Source organism: Spirillospora sp. CA-108201, from assembly GCF_050936235.1.
In the GTDB taxonomy this organism is placed as follows: Bacteria; Actinomycetota; Actinomycetes; order Streptosporangiales; family Streptosporangiaceae; genus Spirillospora.
Genome location: NZ_JBNJNE010000001.1, coordinates 7,884,736 through 7,898,869 on the forward strand (window position 1 = coordinate 7,884,736; position 14,134 = coordinate 7,898,869).

Annotated in this window: 14 protein-coding genes; 9 read left to right on the forward strand and 5 right to left on the reverse strand. The window is 73.4% G+C overall.

Annotation, left to right across the window (positions count from 1 at the left end; genetic code table 11):
* The first annotated feature begins 5 nt into the window (after nucleotides 1-5).
* Nucleotides 6-1,268, forward strand: coding sequence for an MFS transporter (locus tag ACQEU6_RS37935; protein ID WP_499338517.1), 1,263 nt, complete (start codon nucleotides 6-8; stop codon nucleotides 1,266-1,268).
* 51 nt (nucleotides 1,269-1,319) lie between these two features.
* On the opposite strand, the gene ACQEU6_RS37940 is transcribed toward ACQEU6_RS37935, so the two are convergent.
* The 3 genes from ACQEU6_RS37940 to ACQEU6_RS37950 all read right to left on the reverse strand — a co-directional run bounded on the left by ACQEU6_RS37940 (nucleotide 1,320) and on the right by ACQEU6_RS37950 (nucleotide 5,219).
* Nucleotides 1,320-2,270 (reverse strand): hypothetical protein, encoded by a 951-nt coding sequence (locus ACQEU6_RS37940; RefSeq protein ID WP_499338518.1) that lies wholly within the window; start codon nucleotides 2,268-2,270, stop codon nucleotides 1,320-1,322.
* Nucleotides 2,267-2,929, reverse strand: coding sequence for an RNA polymerase sigma factor (locus ACQEU6_RS37945; RefSeq protein ID WP_499338519.1), 663 nt, complete (start codon nucleotides 2,927-2,929; stop codon nucleotides 2,267-2,269). The genes ACQEU6_RS37940 and ACQEU6_RS37945 overlap by 4 nt, the downstream gene beginning before the upstream one ends.
* 142 nt (nucleotides 2,930-3,071) lie before the next feature.
* Nucleotides 3,072-5,219, reverse strand: coding sequence for a terpene synthase family protein (locus ACQEU6_RS37950; protein ID WP_499338520.1), 2,148 nt, complete (start codon nucleotides 5,217-5,219; stop codon nucleotides 3,072-3,074).
* Nucleotides 5,220-5,331: 112 nt separating this feature from the next.
* Here ACQEU6_RS37950 and ACQEU6_RS37955 point away from each other — a divergent pair, with 112 nt between their 5' ends.
* From ACQEU6_RS37955 to ACQEU6_RS37975, 5 genes are all read left to right on the forward strand, one after another.
* A complete protein-coding gene (locus ACQEU6_RS37955) occupies nucleotides 5,332-5,700 on the forward strand; it encodes a phage holin family protein (RefSeq protein WP_499338521.1) in 369 nt (122 codons plus the stop codon).
* Nucleotides 5,701-5,764: 64 nt separating this feature from the next.
* Nucleotides 5,765-6,310, forward strand: a complete 546-nt coding sequence (locus ACQEU6_RS37960) for a (2Fe-2S)-binding protein (RefSeq protein WP_499338522.1) — start codon at nucleotides 5,765-5,767, stop codon at nucleotides 6,308-6,310.
* The gene (locus tag ACQEU6_RS37965; RefSeq protein WP_499338523.1) at nucleotides 6,307-7,281 is read left to right on the forward strand and encodes an FAD binding domain-containing protein; all 975 of its coding nucleotides are present in this window, start codon (nucleotides 6,307-6,309) and stop codon (nucleotides 7,279-7,281) included. The genes ACQEU6_RS37960 and ACQEU6_RS37965 overlap by 4 nt, the downstream gene beginning before the upstream one ends.
* Nucleotides 7,278-9,335, forward strand: coding sequence for a xanthine dehydrogenase family protein molybdopterin-binding subunit (locus tag ACQEU6_RS37970; protein WP_499338524.1), 2,058 nt, complete (start codon nucleotides 7,278-7,280; stop codon nucleotides 9,333-9,335). The genes ACQEU6_RS37965 and ACQEU6_RS37970 overlap by 4 nt, the downstream gene beginning before the upstream one ends.
* A 94-nt stretch (nucleotides 9,336-9,429) precedes the next feature.
* Entirely contained in the window at nucleotides 9,430-11,073 is a 1,644-nt protein-coding gene (locus ACQEU6_RS37975) for an L-lactate permease (RefSeq protein ID WP_499338525.1), read from the forward strand.
* Nucleotides 11,074-11,089: 16 nt separating this feature from the next.
* On the opposite strand, the gene ACQEU6_RS37980 is transcribed toward ACQEU6_RS37975, so the two are convergent.
* The gene (locus tag ACQEU6_RS37980; protein WP_499338526.1) at nucleotides 11,090-11,335 is read right to left on the reverse strand and encodes a DUF2630 family protein; all 246 of its coding nucleotides are present in this window, start codon (nucleotides 11,333-11,335) and stop codon (nucleotides 11,090-11,092) included.
* A 122-nt stretch (nucleotides 11,336-11,457) separates the two neighbouring features.
* Here ACQEU6_RS37980 and ACQEU6_RS37985 point away from each other — a divergent pair, with 122 nt between their 5' ends.
* The 3 genes from ACQEU6_RS37985 (at nucleotide 11,458) to ACQEU6_RS37995 (ending at nucleotide 13,127) form a co-directional block, all read left to right on the forward strand.
* On the forward strand, nucleotides 11,458-11,871 hold the full coding sequence (locus ACQEU6_RS37985; RefSeq protein WP_499338527.1) for an STAS domain-containing protein: 414 nt from the start codon (nucleotides 11,458-11,460) through the stop codon (nucleotides 11,869-11,871).
* 147 nt (nucleotides 11,872-12,018) lie between these two features.
* The gene (locus ACQEU6_RS37990; RefSeq protein ID WP_499338528.1) at nucleotides 12,019-12,861 is read left to right on the forward strand and encodes an acetate uptake transporter family protein; all 843 of its coding nucleotides are present in this window, start codon (nucleotides 12,019-12,021) and stop codon (nucleotides 12,859-12,861) included.
* 80 nt (nucleotides 12,862-12,941) lie between these two features.
* A complete protein-coding gene (locus ACQEU6_RS37995; protein WP_499338529.1) occupies nucleotides 12,942-13,127 on the forward strand; it encodes a hypothetical protein in 186 nt (61 codons plus the stop codon).
* Nucleotides 13,128-13,161: 34 nt separating this feature from the next.
* Here the strand turns inward: ACQEU6_RS37995 and ACQEU6_RS38000 are convergent, their stop codons facing one another.
* The gene (locus tag ACQEU6_RS38000; RefSeq protein WP_499338530.1) at nucleotides 13,162-14,127 is read right to left on the reverse strand and encodes an effector-associated domain 2-containing protein; all 966 of its coding nucleotides are present in this window, start codon (nucleotides 14,125-14,127) and stop codon (nucleotides 13,162-13,164) included.
* Between the last annotated feature and the right edge of the window lie 7 nt (nucleotides 14,128-14,134).

A 14,134-nucleotide genomic window follows, 5' to 3' on the forward strand; every position in this document is an offset into this window, starting at 1 on the left:
TCGCGATGAGCGATGCGGAGTACGACGCCGCGGTGGTCGGCGCGGAGGCGGGTCGGAGGCGGGGTCCGGCGAGTGTGGAGACCGCGCGGCGGCGGGCGACGGCCTCCGGGGGGAGGCTGCCGGTCGGGGTGTACCTGCTGGCGTTCAGCCTGTTCGCGATGGGCAGCGCGGAGTTCCTGCTGGCCGGGGTCCTGCCGGAGATCGCCGACGACCTCGGGGTCGGCCTGTCCTCCGCCGGCGGGCTGATCTCGGCGTTCGCCGTCGGGGTGGTCGTCGGCGGGCCGCCCTTCGCCGTCCTGACGCTGCGCTGGCCGCGCCGCACCACGCTGGTGGCCGCGCAGGTCGTCTTCGCGGCCTCGGTGGCGGTCGGGCTGGTGGCCGGCGGCTACACGGTGCTGCTGGCCACCCGCTTCCTGTGCGGCCTGGCCTACGCCGGGTACTGGGCCGTCGCGGCGGTCACCGCGATCGGCCTCGTCACGCCCGACCGCACCGCGAGGGCTTCCGGGGCGGTCGTCAGCGGCCTCGGCCTGGCGATGATCGCCGGCGGTCCGGCGGGCGCGCTGCTCAGCCACTTCACCGGATGGCGGGGCGGGTTCTGGGGAGTGGTGGCCCTGACCGCCGCGGGCGCGGTCCTGTGCCTGCTCGCGGTGCCCGCGACCAGCGCGGACGCGGAGCCGAGCGTGCGGCGGGAGCTGCGCGCCATGAGGCGGCCGCAACTGTGGGTCGTCTACGCCGCCGTCATCCTGAGCACCGCCGCCTACATGATCTCGTTCAACTACCTCGCGGCGCTCCTGACCGACGTCACCGGCGTCCCGGGCGTGTGGGTGCCCGCGATCCTCGCGCTGTTCGGCGCGGGCGCCTTCGCCGGCCTGTCCGTGGGGGGCCGGATCGCCGACAGACGGCCCACGCACGCGCTCCTGGCCGGCGCGGTGGGGATCATGGCCGGGTCCGTGCTGCTCGCGCTCCTGGCCGGGCACGCGTGGGCGGTCGTCCCGCTCGTCCTGCTGCTCGGGATCGCCGGGTTCGTGCTGAACCCGGCCGTCTACGGGCGGGTGTTCGCCATCGCGGCGGACGCCCCGACCCTCGCCGGGGCCACCACCGTCTCGGCGTTCCAGCTCGGCATCAGCCTCGTCCCGGCCCTCGCGGGGGCCGCCCTGAACGCCGGCGCGGGACTCACGTCCCTCACCTGGATCGGCGCCGGGCTGGCGGCGGCCGTCGTGCCGACCGTCCTGCTCGACCGGACGCTCTCCCGCCGCGAGCCTGGTTGATCAAGACGCGAGGGGGGCGGACCGCCCCGGTCGGGGCGGTCCGCCCGGCGGTCATGGAGTCGGGGTGGCGCTGGGGGAGACGGGGGCCCCGGGGGGCGCCGACGCGGGCGGCTGGGCGCCGAGGTCCTCGGTGGGGTTCGGGCCCACGAAGAGGAGGACCTGGTTCTTCGCCCAGGGGACCGCGTCGTGGACGTACCACGTGGACGGCACCTGGCCGGGCTTGCGCACCTTGCTGATGTCGCCCTCCATGGCGCGGTACTCCGGCACCGTGACGTGCCGCTTCCGCAAGGCCGCCAGCACCTCGCCCACGCGGTGCTGGCGGTAGGTCATGCCGTGCATGACCTCGCCGGGGGCCGTGGCGGGCGCGGTGCTGTCGTACTGCTCGCCCGGACGGGCCTCCCGTCCGAAGACGATGGTGGCGGCGCCCTTGTATCCGGTGCGGATCCGGACGCCGACCGGGCAGACGTCGCCTCCGCCGCCGGTCTCGCACTCGCCCCTGGCGGTGATCGTGGTGACGTCGCGCTCGGTGGTGTGCTCGCCGGTGTCCATCATGACGACGGTGCCGACGATGGACGGGGACGTCGGCACCAGCGACAGCGTGACGTCGAGGCCGTGGGCGGCGAACTCCTCCTTGTAGCGCTTCGGGTCGGCCAGCGGGTCGCGGACGCGCACGTCGATGTAGCCGCCCTTGCGGGTGAACGTCAGCGCCGCGGCCAGTGCGACGCGCGGGCTCGTCGGCGTGATGTAGGGTGCGCCGCCGGAACCGCCGTCGCGGGTCGCCACGACCGCCGTGACGGCCGCGCAGGCGACGCCGGCCGCCGCCAGCGGGAGGCCGATGCGCACGACCGGTGAGCGCCGCCCGCGCGGGGCGGCGGAGGGGACCGCGGTCGCGGTGATGCGGTCGGCGAGGGTGGCGGCCGCGTCCTCGGGCAGCAGGGCCGCGGCCTGCTGGTCGGTGATGGAGGCGAGCCCTCCGATCGGCGCGTCGACGTCGCGGTTCATGTGGGGTCTCCGTTCGGGATCCGCCGCCCCGCCGCGGGCATGGACGCGGCGCGCGGGGGCGCGGTGGGCAGGGAAGCGGCGTGCGGCTGGGCGTGCGAGGAGGCGGCGGGGGCGTCCGCGTCCGCGCGGGCCAGGGCGCGGGCGAACCGGCGGCGGGCCCGGTGCAGGCGGATCCGCACCGCGTTGCGGGAGCAGCCGAGGACGGCCGCGATCTCGCCGTGGTCCAGCCCCTCCCAGCCGACCAGGGCCAGCAGCTCGCGGTCGGGTTCGGGCAGGCCGCGGAAGGCGGCGCCCACGCCGGAGAGGTCGACGCCGGGCGCGTCCCGGGCGGTCAGGCCGTCGCGCAGCCGGGAGCCGAGGTCGGCGGCCAGCGCGGACCGGCGGCGCTCGCCGCGGTGGTGGTTGGCCAGGACGCGGCGGGCCACCCCGTACAGCCACAGCCGGGCCTGGTCGCCGGGCGGGACGTCGTCGAGCCGCCGCCAGGCCGTGAGGAACGTCTCCGCCAGGACGTCGGCGGCGTCCTGCGGGTCGCTGGTGCGGCGCAGCGCGTACCCGAGGATGCGGGCGCGGTTGGCCGCGTAGACGTCCTCGAAACGGCGCCGCCGCTCGTCGGGCGGGTGGGACTCCTGCGCGTCGGATCGTCGCAATGGGGATGGCAAGCCCTCTCCTCTCGTCGCGGCGTTCTCACCGGACGCAGGGCACATGTCCGCACATTGCACAGCATTTCTGAAAGCTTCGAGCCGTGTCCTCGGGCCGCCGCCCCGGGGCGGGGACCGCGGCGGCGACCGGAGGGGGCGCCGCTCAGCGGGCGGCGCGCGCGAAGGGATGGAAGGCCGACGTCCCGAGGCCCGCGGGCCGGGGGAGCCGGAAGACGGGCTCGCGCTCGTCGTAGCGGTCGGTCTCGCGGTGCCACGCCAGCACGGCGGCCATCCAGCCGCGCAGGTCCTCGACGTAGGAGGAGAGTGCGGCGCGGACGGCTTCGTCCAGGTCGAGCAGGTCGCAGAGGACGGGGAGCTCGCCGGCGGCGAGGTGCTCGAACTGGTGGCGGCGCGAGGCGATGAGGTCGCCCACGATGGGCAGCGCCTCGTCGCGGCCGCAGCCGAAGAAGTTCTCGACGGCGAGGACGCCGTTGTTCAGCTCGCCCTCGTACTCGATCTCCTTCTGGTAGGAGAAGCAGTCGTTCAGCAGGCCCCCGACGTCCATCGCGGAGGCGTGGATCTCGCGGAGGACGCGGGTCTCCAGGACGTGCGCGGGGATCTCGTTCGCGCGCCCGATGCGCGCCAGGCCCATCGTCAGCTGGGAGCCGAACGTGTGCCGTCGCATCTCGATGTAGTCGACGGGGTCGGGGACGCGCGACTGGAGGTGGTTGTTCAGCTCCCACACCCAGCTCTCGACCATGTGCTCGACGGCCGCGCGGAGCTCGCCGCGGCCCCGGTCGTCCATGGGCCCGGCGGTGCGGGGCCACAGGTCGGCCAGCCCGGCCTCGAACGGGTTCTCCGGGGCGGGGACGGGGCCGAGGTCCAGCGGCAGGAACCGGGCGACGCGGGCGTTGAACGCCTTCGCGCCCGCCATGTCGCGGTCGCGGTTGAAGACGGCCGGGAAGAAGTCGTCGCCGAACGTGCCGCACGCCAGCCACTGGACGGCGAGGTCGAGCGCCTCCGGACCGGCGTCCGGGACGAGGGACGCGCCGCAGGACTCCAGCGCCATCCCGGCGAGCCGCTCGGGGCTCCACACCGGCACGGGCGTCCGCGGGTGGGGCGAGAACATGCCCGTCCGCCGCGCCCAGGCGAGCAGGTTGCGGCCGGCGCGCTCGCGGTGCGGGTTCGCAGCGGCCGCGTAGGGGATGTCGAACGCGGGCAGCGGCGTCGGCCCGACCTTCTGGAACGGGACGTGGGGCAGGCTGATCCGCGCCGACTTCAGCAGGGCCGGGATGCGGGCGGCGGACATGCCGAGCGACCTGTCGTTCATGTACCGGCTGGACCGCAGGTGCCATTCGTGGCCGCCGGACTGCCAGTCCTGGAGGGCCTTCACATAGGTCGCGACGGCCGCCCGTTCCGCGGGGTCGAGGGCGTGGTCCTCGAAGACGTGCGGCAGCTCGGTCACCGCGGTGTTCTCGAACTGGCGCAGCCGCGAGGTGAGCAGGTCGTTGACGGTGTCGGCCGCGACCTGCGGCGCGACGGACAGGAACCGCTCCATCACCAGGACGGAGTTGTTGACCTCGCCCTCGGTCTCGGTCTCGCGCTGGTAGGAGAAGATGTCGTTGCGCAGGTGGACGGCGTCGGAGAACGTGTCCTTCAGGACGCGCAGCGGTCGCGTCGCCACCACGCGTTCGGGGATCTCGATGCCCGCGGCGTGCTCGGCGAGGTCGGCCGACCACGGCGCCCCGCCGACCTTGCGCCGCATCTCGATGTACTCGACCGGGTTCGGGATCCGGCCGGTGCTGATGTTGGACAGCTCCCACAGCGACTCGCGCAGCAGGTTCAGGGTGCTCACCGAGAAGCGGCGGCGCCAGGCGTCCGACCGCGCGGGGACGGTCCGCGCCCACAGGTCGGCGAGCCCGCGCTCGACGGCGTTCACCGGTTCGGGCGGGTCGAGCGACATGAACAGCGGCAGCCGGTCGAGGTAGGCGCGGGCGCCCTCCTGGTCCTGCGGTTTCTTGAAGACCTCCAGGAAGTGGTCGTCGAAGTAGAAGACCCAGACGTACCAGTCGGTGACGAGGTCGAGCTCGGGGGCGGCGCAGTCGGGGTGCGTGTAGGCGCACAGGAGGGCGTAGTCCATCGCTTCGAGGGCGCGCTCGTCCCAGACGTCGGGGGTCCCGGGGTCCCGGTCGGCGTCCAGCATCTTCATCTCGCGCGCCCACGCCATGGTGTGGCGCCGCGCGCCCTCCAGATGCGGGTTGAGCCGCGCGGGGTACGGGACGTAGAAGTCGGGCAGCTCGAAGGGTTGCATGAACCGGCCTCTCTGTCGGGTCCGGTTCGGCAACCTACAGCACCTGCAAAGTCACTGAAAGTGACACATTGCTTGCCGGAATCCTCTCCCAATCCGGGGGTAAGCCGAGGTCATGTCGAAGTCGCGCGAACCCGCGGCCAGCGATCCGCTGGAGCAGAACCTCGTGCTCGCCCGGCGTGTGGTCGAGGCCGCGCAGCAGGAAATGATCGACAAGGCCAGGCAGCGCGTCCCCGCGCTGCGCATGGGGGCCGTGGCCGGGGCCTTCGGGGTCATGGCGACCGCGGCCGCCTACCGCATGAACGTGCTGCTGCTGGAGAGGAGGCTGCCTCCCGAGCTGGCGTCGTTCATCACCGCCGCCGTGTACGGGGGAGGGGCGGGCGCGGCGGCGATGGCGGCGTCCCGCAGGTGGAAGGGGCTGCCGGCGCCGCTGCCGACCGACACCGCCCGGCAGGTCGTGGAGATCCTCACCGGCAACGAGTGATCGCCGGGCGACGCGGCCGCCGGACTTCTGTGACCGGCGGAAGATCCGGGGTAGGCACCCCGGCATGGACAGCGAAGCCACTCCGGTGCACGCCGACGTCACCCTTGTCGTGAACGGGACGGAGCACCGGCTCAACGTCGACACCCGAGCGTCCCTCCTGGACGTCCTGCGCGAGGAGATCGGCCTGACGGGGTCGAAGAAGGGCTGCGACCACGGCCAGTGCGGAGCCTGCACCGTCCTCCTCGACGGGCGCCGGGTGAACGGATGCCTGGTCCTGGCCGTCGCCCATGACGGAGCGGACGTCGTCACGGTCGAAGGGCTGGCGCAGGACGGTGAACTCAGTCCCGTCCAGCAGGCGTTCGTCGACAACGACGCCTTCCAGTGCGGGTACTGCACGCCCGGCCAGCTCTGCTCCGCCACCGGGATGCTGGACGAGGCCGAACGCGGCTGGCCCAGCGCCGTCACCGGGGACCTCAGGGCCGACCTGGTCCTCGACGACGACGAGATACGCGAGCGCATGAGCGGCAACCTCTGCCGCTGCGGCGCCTACGTCGGCATAGTCGCGGCCCTGAAACAGGCATCGAAGCGCAGAGAAGGGGCCGAGGCATGAGGCCCTTCGCATACGAGCGCGCCACCAGCGCCGAGGACGCCCTCCGGCGCCACCAGGACGGGGCCGTCTACCTGGGCGGCGGAACCAACCTCGTCGACCTGATGCGGCTGGGGGTGGAGGAGCCGGCCAGGCTCGTCGACGTCGCGCATCTCCCGTACGACCAGATCGAGCTGCGGCCGGACGGGAGCCTCGTCGTCGGCGCGGCGGTGACCAACAGCGCCATCGCCGCCGACCGGACCGTGCGCGAGGGCCACTCCGTCCTGGCGCAGGCCGTGCTCGCGGGGGCGTCCGGTCAGATCCGCAACCTCGCCACCGTCGGAGGCAACCTGCTCCAGCGGACCCGCTGCTCCTACTTCCAGGACACCTCCAAGCCCTGCAACAAGCGCACCCCGGGCAGCGGCTGCCCGGCGAGGGAGGGCGAGCACCGCAACCTGGCGATCCTGGGCCACTCGGGCGCCTGCGTGGCGACGCACCCGTCCGACATGGCCGTCGCACTGGCCGCTCTGGACGCGTCCGTCCGCGTCCAGGGGCACCGGGGGGAGAGGCTCGTCCCCATCGAGGAGCTGTACAGGCTTCCCGGTGACGAACCCCAGCGCGACACCACGCTCGACCCGGGCGACCTCATCACCGCCGTGGAGGTTCCCGCGCTGGGCGTGCCGTCCCGCTACCGCAAGGTCCGCGAGCGCGCGTCGTTCGCGTTCGCGCTGGTGTCCATCGCGGCGGCCGTCGACGTCAGCGACGGCCGGGTGCGGGACGTCCGGCTGGCTCTCGGCGGCGTGGCCCACAAGCCGTGGCGGGCGCGGCGCGCCGAAGAGGCACTGCGCGGCGGGGAGGCCACGCAGGAGTCCTTCCGGCGCGCCGCCGAAGCCGAACTGGAGGCCGCCGAGCCGCTGCGCGACAACGCCTACAAGGTGCCGCTGGCGCGCAACCTGATCGTCCGGACGCTGACCGAGCTTACGGAGGACTCATGACCGACCGGCTGGAGAGCCGCGAGAAGGTCACCGGGACGGCGCGGTACGCGTTCGAGTACCCCGTGGAGGGCGCCGCCTACGCGGCGGCGGTGCAGGCGAGCGTGGCCAAGGGCCGGGTCAGGTCGGTCGACGCGGAGGCCGCCCTGAGGCTGCCCGGGGTTCTCGCCGTCCTGTCCTGCGAGAACGCCCCCGAGCTCAGCGACACCTCGGACGGCGAGCTGGCCCTGTTCCAGTCGCGGACGGTCGCCTACCGCGGCCAGTTCGTCGCCGCCGTGGTCGCGGAGACCCTGGAGACCGCCCGGGAGGCGGCCCGCCTCCTGCGCGTCGAGTACACCGAGGAGACGCCGGACGTGCGGCTCCGCGCCGACCATCCCGGCCTGTACAAGCCGGACAGGGTGAACCCGGTGTTCCCCGCGGACACCGAGCGGGGCGAGCCGGAGAAGGCGTTCGGCGAGTCGGCCGTGCGGGTGGACGCCGTCTACACGACCCCCGCCGAGCACAACAACCCGATGGAGCCGCACGCCACGATCGCCCAGTGGAACGAGGACGGCACCCTCACGCTCTACGACTCCAACCAGGGCGCGACGACCGTCCAGTCCATGATCGCGAAGGTCTTCGGGCTCGACCCGTCCCGGGTGCACGTCGTGTCGCCGCATGTCGGCGGCGGGTTCGGCTCCAAGGGGATGCCCCGGCCGAACGTCGTGCTCGCCGCGATGGCCGCCCGCGCCGCGGGACGTCCCGTGAAGTTCGCCGTCCCGCGCCGGCAGATGTTCGCCACCACCGGCTACCGGACGCCGACCATCCAGCGGCTCCGGCTCGGCGCCGGCGACGACGGCCGGCTGAACGCGATCCTCCACGAGGTGGCGGAGCAGACGTCCACCGTCAAGGAGTTCGCCGAGCAGACCGCGACGCCCACGCGCATGATGTACCGGGCGCCGCACCGCCTCACGTCGCACCGGGTGGTGCCCCTGGACGTCCCCACGCCGTCCTGGATGCGCGCCCCGGGTGAGACGCCCGGCATGTTCGCTCTGGAGACGGCGATGGACGAGCTGGCCGTGGCCGCGGGCGTCGACCCGATCGAGCTCCGCGTGCGCAACGACACCGACCGCGAGCCGGAGAGCGGGCTCCCGTTCAGCTCCCGCAACCTGGTCGCCTGCCTCCGCGAGGGCGCCGAACGCTTCGGGTGGGCCGGGCGCGACCCCCGGCCCGGCGTCCGCCGGGAGGGCCGGGGGCTCGTCGGCACGGGCGTCGCCGCGTCCACCTATCCCGCCTACCAGCGCCCCAACCAGGCCACGGCCCGCGCCGAGCACGACGGGACGTTCACCGTGCGGATCGCCGCGGCCGACATCGGCACCGGCGCCCGCACCGCCCTCGCCCTGATCGCCGCCGAGACGCTCAAGGAGGACCTCTCCGACGTCAGGGTGGAGATCGGCGACAGCTCGCTCCCGAGGGCGACGGTGGCGGGCGGCTCCGCCGGGACGGCCGGCTGGGGCACCGCCGTCGTCCGCGCCTGCGAGGCCCTGCGCGGCAAGCTGAACGGCGCGGTCCCGCCCGAGGGCGTCGAGGCGTCCGCCGACACCGGCGAGGAGCTCAGGGCCCGGGCCGAGTACGCCCGGCACGCGTTCGGCGCGCAGTTCGCCGAGGTGGAGGTGGACGCCGACACCGGCGAGGTCCGGGTCCGCCGCATGCTCGGCGTGTTCGCCGCCGGCCGGATCATCAACCCGACGACGGCCCGGTCCCAGTTCATCGGGGGGATGACGATGGGCGTCGGGATGGCGCTGATGGAGCAGAGCGTCATGGACCGGGAGTTCGGCGACTACCTCAACTGCGACCTCGCCCAGTACCACGTCCCGGCCTGCGCCGACATCCGCGACGTCGACGCCGCGTGGGTCGAGGAGTCCGACCCGCACCTGAACCCGATGGGCGCCAAGGGCATCGGCGAGATCGGCATCGTCGGAGCGGCGGCGGCCGTCGGGAACGCCGTCCACCACGCCACCGGGATCCGCGTCCGCGACCTGCCCATCACCCCGGCCCGGCTCCTTCCGGAGCTCTGACCGGTTGAAAAGTTCACTATCAAGGTGATCTCCGTCACCGGGCCGGGCAGGGAGACGTACTCGGGGGCGACCACTACCCCGCGAGGTGATCGCCTTGTACCAGCAGATCCTCGATCCCGTCGCCGACTCGCTCGGCTGGAGCTCCCTGGTCGCCGCGCTGCCGCTGGCCGTCCTGTTCGTCCTGCTCGGCGGCGTCCGCATGCGCGCGTGGCCGGCGTCCCTGATCGCGCTCGCCGTCGCGCTCGCCGTCGCCGTCTGGACGTACGGCATGCCCGCCGGCCAGGCGCTCCTGGCCGGATCCGAAGGCGCCGCCTTCGGCTTCTACCCGATCCTGTGGATCGTCATCAACGCCCTCTGGGTCTACAACATCACCGTCGCCACCGGCCACTTCGACGTGCTGCGCCGCTCGTTCGCGCAGGTCAGCGACGACAACCGGCTCCAGGCCGTGCTGATCGCGTTCTCGTTCGGCGCGCTGCTGGAGGCCCTGGCCGGGTTCGGCACCCCGGTCGCCGTCACCTCCGTCATGCTGATCGCGCTCGGCTTCCCGCCGCTCAAGGCCGCCGTCCTCGCGCTCACCGCCAACACCGCGCCCGTCGCGTTCGGCGCGATGGCGACGCCGATCCTCACCCTCGGCAAGGTCGCCGGCGAGTCCAGCGACACGCTCGGCGCCATGGTCGGGCGGCAGACCCCGATCCTCGCCGTGTTCGTCCCGCTCGTCCTCGTCGCCATCGTGGACGGGCGGCGCGGCCTGCGCGAGACCTGGCCCGTCGCCCTGCTGTGCGGCGCCGCGTTCGGCGCCGCCCAGTACGTCACCGCGAACTTCGTCTCGGTGCCGCTCGCCGACGTCGTGGCGTCGCTGGTCTCGGCCGCGGCGGTCGTCCTCGCCGTCCGGCTGCGCCCGTCGGCGGCGCCGGCGAGGCCCGCCCCGGTCGCGGGCGGCGCGGCGGACGAGCCGACCCCGGGGTTCGCCGCGCGCGTCGAGGGACAGGGCGAGGACCCGCGGACCGAGGTCGCCCGCGCCTACGCGCCCTACGCGATCATCATCGCGGTCTTCGTCGTCTGCCAGATCGGCCCGGTCAAGGACCTGCTGGACCGGGCGACGCGGACGTTCTCGTGGCCGGGCCTGCACCTCACGGGCCCGTCCGGCAAGCCGCTGGCCCTGCCGACCTTCACCTTCAACTACCTGACCACGCCCGGGACGCAGATGCTCGTCGCCGGGCTGATCACCATGGCCGCCCTCGGCGTCGGCCTCGGCCGGGCCCTGCGCGCGTACCGGGCGACCCTCGTCCAGCTGAAATGGGCGATCATCACGGTGATGGCCGTCCTCGCCCTGGCGTTCGTGATGAACGCCTCCGGGCAGACCGTGACGCTCGGGACGTGGATGGCCGGGGCGGGCGGCGCGTTCGCGCTCCTGTCGCCGGTCCTCGGCTGGCTCGGCACCGCCGTCACCGGCTCGGACACCTCGTCCAACTCGCTGTTCGGCTCCTTGCAGGTCACCGCCGCGAACAAGGCCGACCTGTCGACGGTCCTGATGGCGGCGACCAACAGCTCCGGCGGCGTCCTCGGCAAGATGGTGTCGCCGCAGAACCTCGCCATCGCCGCCGCGGCCGTCGGCCTGGACGGGCGCGAGGGCGACATCTTCCGCCGCGTCGTGCTGTGGAGCCTGCTGTTCCTGGCCGGGATGTGCCTGCTCTCCGGCCTCCAGTCGACCCCGGTGCTCGACTGGATGGTCCCGTGACGGGCCCGGGGACGCGCTACTGGCGGTAGCCTTCCACTTCGCCGGCGGGACGGACCTGGGCATCGCCCGGGTCCTGTCCCGCCGCGATGCGGGCCCGCCGCTGCCGCAGCAGGTCCCAGCACTGGTCGAGGGCGACCTCCAGTTGCCGCAGCCGCGTCTGGGCCTCGGCGTTGGTGGTCTCGGCCCGCTCGTGCGACCGCCGGAGGGCGTGTTCCTCCTCGATGAAATCGTTGATACGTTCCAGGATCGCCTTCTCGTCCATGAAATGGCTTCCGATCGTGGTTTTCCGCTCTGGTGGGGTCCAGAAGGTCCCGACAGGTGAGAGCCTTGCATATACGGGGCCGCGCACGGTAGCGGCGGCGCCCCGCTGAGGGCGAGGAGCAGATGACGGTCTGGCGGATCACCGGCGGTGAGGGCGGCCCCGAGCCCGGTGCGCGGGCGGCTCCCCGCTACGACATCGTCGAGCACGATTCCGCGCTGCTGCGCATCACGGCCGCGTCGGGCCTGCCCCGGGTGCTGCTCGCCGGTGAGGTCGACGTCTCCAACACCGCCGCGGTGGCGCGCACCCTGCGCGCCGTCCAGGACCGCGTGCCCGGCGACCTGCACGCCGATCTGTCGGGGGTGGAGTTCATGGACGTCGCGGGCCTGCGCGTCTTCAGCGAGGCCGCCCGCGACCTGCACGAGCGCGGCGGCCTCCTCGTCCTGCACGGGGTCCACCCGCACATCGAGCGGCTGTTCGCGCTGATCGGGTGGAACGCCACCCCGGGCCTGGAGATCCACTGCCCGCCGCCCCGCTGAGCCACCGGTTCGCCATGCCCGCGTCAGCGCGCGGCAAAGGGTGCCGAGCGCAAACGCGAACCTCTTCAGGATACGGTTATGTGCCGTTTGACCTGCTTGAACACGGTTAGGAGGGATTTACAGCTCTCCGATTCAGAGGGGGATCTCATGGCAAGGCGTAGAGAGCACCAATCCGCGCCGACGCCCGGCGAGCACACCGGATCGGCGATGCCCGCGGAGGGCATGGCGACGCCGGCGCACGGCGCGGCGATGGCGCCGCCGAGGGGCACGGACCAGGCGGGCGAGCACGCGCTCTGGGAGGACCGCACCCGCGTCTTCCTGCAGCCCATCGCGGCACCGTCGATCCTCGGCCTGTTCGGGCTCGCCGCCGCGGCCATGATGGTGGGCGCGTGGCAGGCCGGCTGGTACGGCGGCGCCGGCACCCCGCTCATCCTGTGGCCGTTCGTGCTGACCTTCGGCGGCATCGCGCAGCTGCTGGCCGGCCTGTGGGGCTACCGGGCGCGCGACGGCGTGGCCACCGCGATGCACGGCATGTGGGGCACGTTCTTCATCGGCTGGGGCCTGCTGTTCCTGCTGGTGAGCATCGGCGCGGCGCCGGTGGCGCTGGCGCCCGTCATCGGTACCGCCTTCCAGGGCTTCGCGTTCTGGTTCATCCCGCTCGCGGTCATCACCGCCCTGGGCGCGCTGGCCGCGCTCGGTGAGAACCTGATGACGGCCCTGGTCTGGGGCTGCCTGGCGGTCGGCGCGGGCTTCACGGCCGCCGGATTCTGGGCCGGCACGACCTGGTCGCTGCACGTCGGCGGCTGGCTGTTCGTCGTGGCGTCGGTGGTCGCCCTGTACGCGGCAGCCGCGATGATGTTCGCGAACAGCTTCGGGCGGACGATCCTGCCCACGGGCATGATCCGCAAGGGCGCCAACATCCCCGGTGGCCGGGGAGTGCGGCCCCTGGAGTACCGGCAGGGCGAGCCGGGCCTCAAGATCGGGCAGTGATGCCCGGCGTTTCGCCTTGACATTCCCGTTACCCTATGCTGAGTCCAGAGCACCGAAGCGGGCTCGGAGGGGAAACGGGAATGTCATCGGCGGTCCGGCGGACGTGGCGGCGCTTCGTCCAGTCCTACAACCTGCTGTGCGCGCGCGAGGACGCGTCGGCGCGCGGCGTGACCATACCCAGCGGAGTCTGGGCCTGCGACCGCTGCCACGCGCCGCACCTCGAGCTCGCGACCCTCAAGCACCACCTCCGCACCGAGCACGCCTGAGGCGCCCGCCCCGAGAGGCAGGTCCGGGCGACGCTCACAGGATCCGGGCCATGGCCTGTTCCAGGCGGTGGACCGACAGCGACTCGCCGGCCAGCCCCCGGGTGACGTCGACGAGCTCTTTCAGCCCGCCGGGGTAGTCCAGGCACGTGGTGAGGATGGCGAAGCAGTCCATCCGTGCGCCCGTGTGGCGGGTGACCGCGGCGGCGACGTCCCGGCGGAGGGCTCCGACGACCTGGTCGCGGCCCTGCGGGGACGACAGCAGCGGCACCTCCAGCATGCGGTCGACCAGATCGAAGACCGCCGGCCGGCCCGGCGCGTCCCGCGGCGGCGCGTCGGCGGACGGCGTCGGCGAGACCGCGGCCGCCGGATACGGGTGCGCGTCCGAGCGGGCGCCTGCGCCCGGCAGCCTGACCCACGCCGACGCGTCGGTCTCCTTGACCGACACCTCGATCCGCCGGTAGTCCTCCGGGATGATCCTCCCCCTGGCGTGCCGGACGACGTCGGAATGGACGCGCTCGGAGACGACCAGCCCGAACCAGGCCCCGGACTCGGCGAGGGCGTCCTTGAAGGCGGGCGCGTCGAGGATCCGGAACGCGTGGTTCACGGCCGTGCCCACCAGCCCGTGGCCGTCGAACACGGCCTCCCCGGTGTGCACCGCCATCCGCAGCCGGATCCGGGCGATCTCGGAGGCGACCCGGTTGTGGCGGCCCAGTTCGGCCCGCAGCGTGTCGGCGACGTCGACCAGGACCGACTCCACTTCCAGATGGGGCCGCAGGGCGATCATCGCTCCGTCGCCGCGGTCCTCCCAGTAGCAGTCGGCGAGGAGGACCCCCGCGGCGGAGAGGCTCACGTCCAGATGCCGGTACAGCGCGTCGCGCATGTGCCGTCGCACGTCGTCGGTCCTGGCCGCGTCGCCGAAACCCGCGATGTCGCAGCCGACGATGACGCAGGGCCCGGAGGGGCGCCACAGGGGGACGGTGGCGTCGTGATCGGGAAGCATGGTCCGC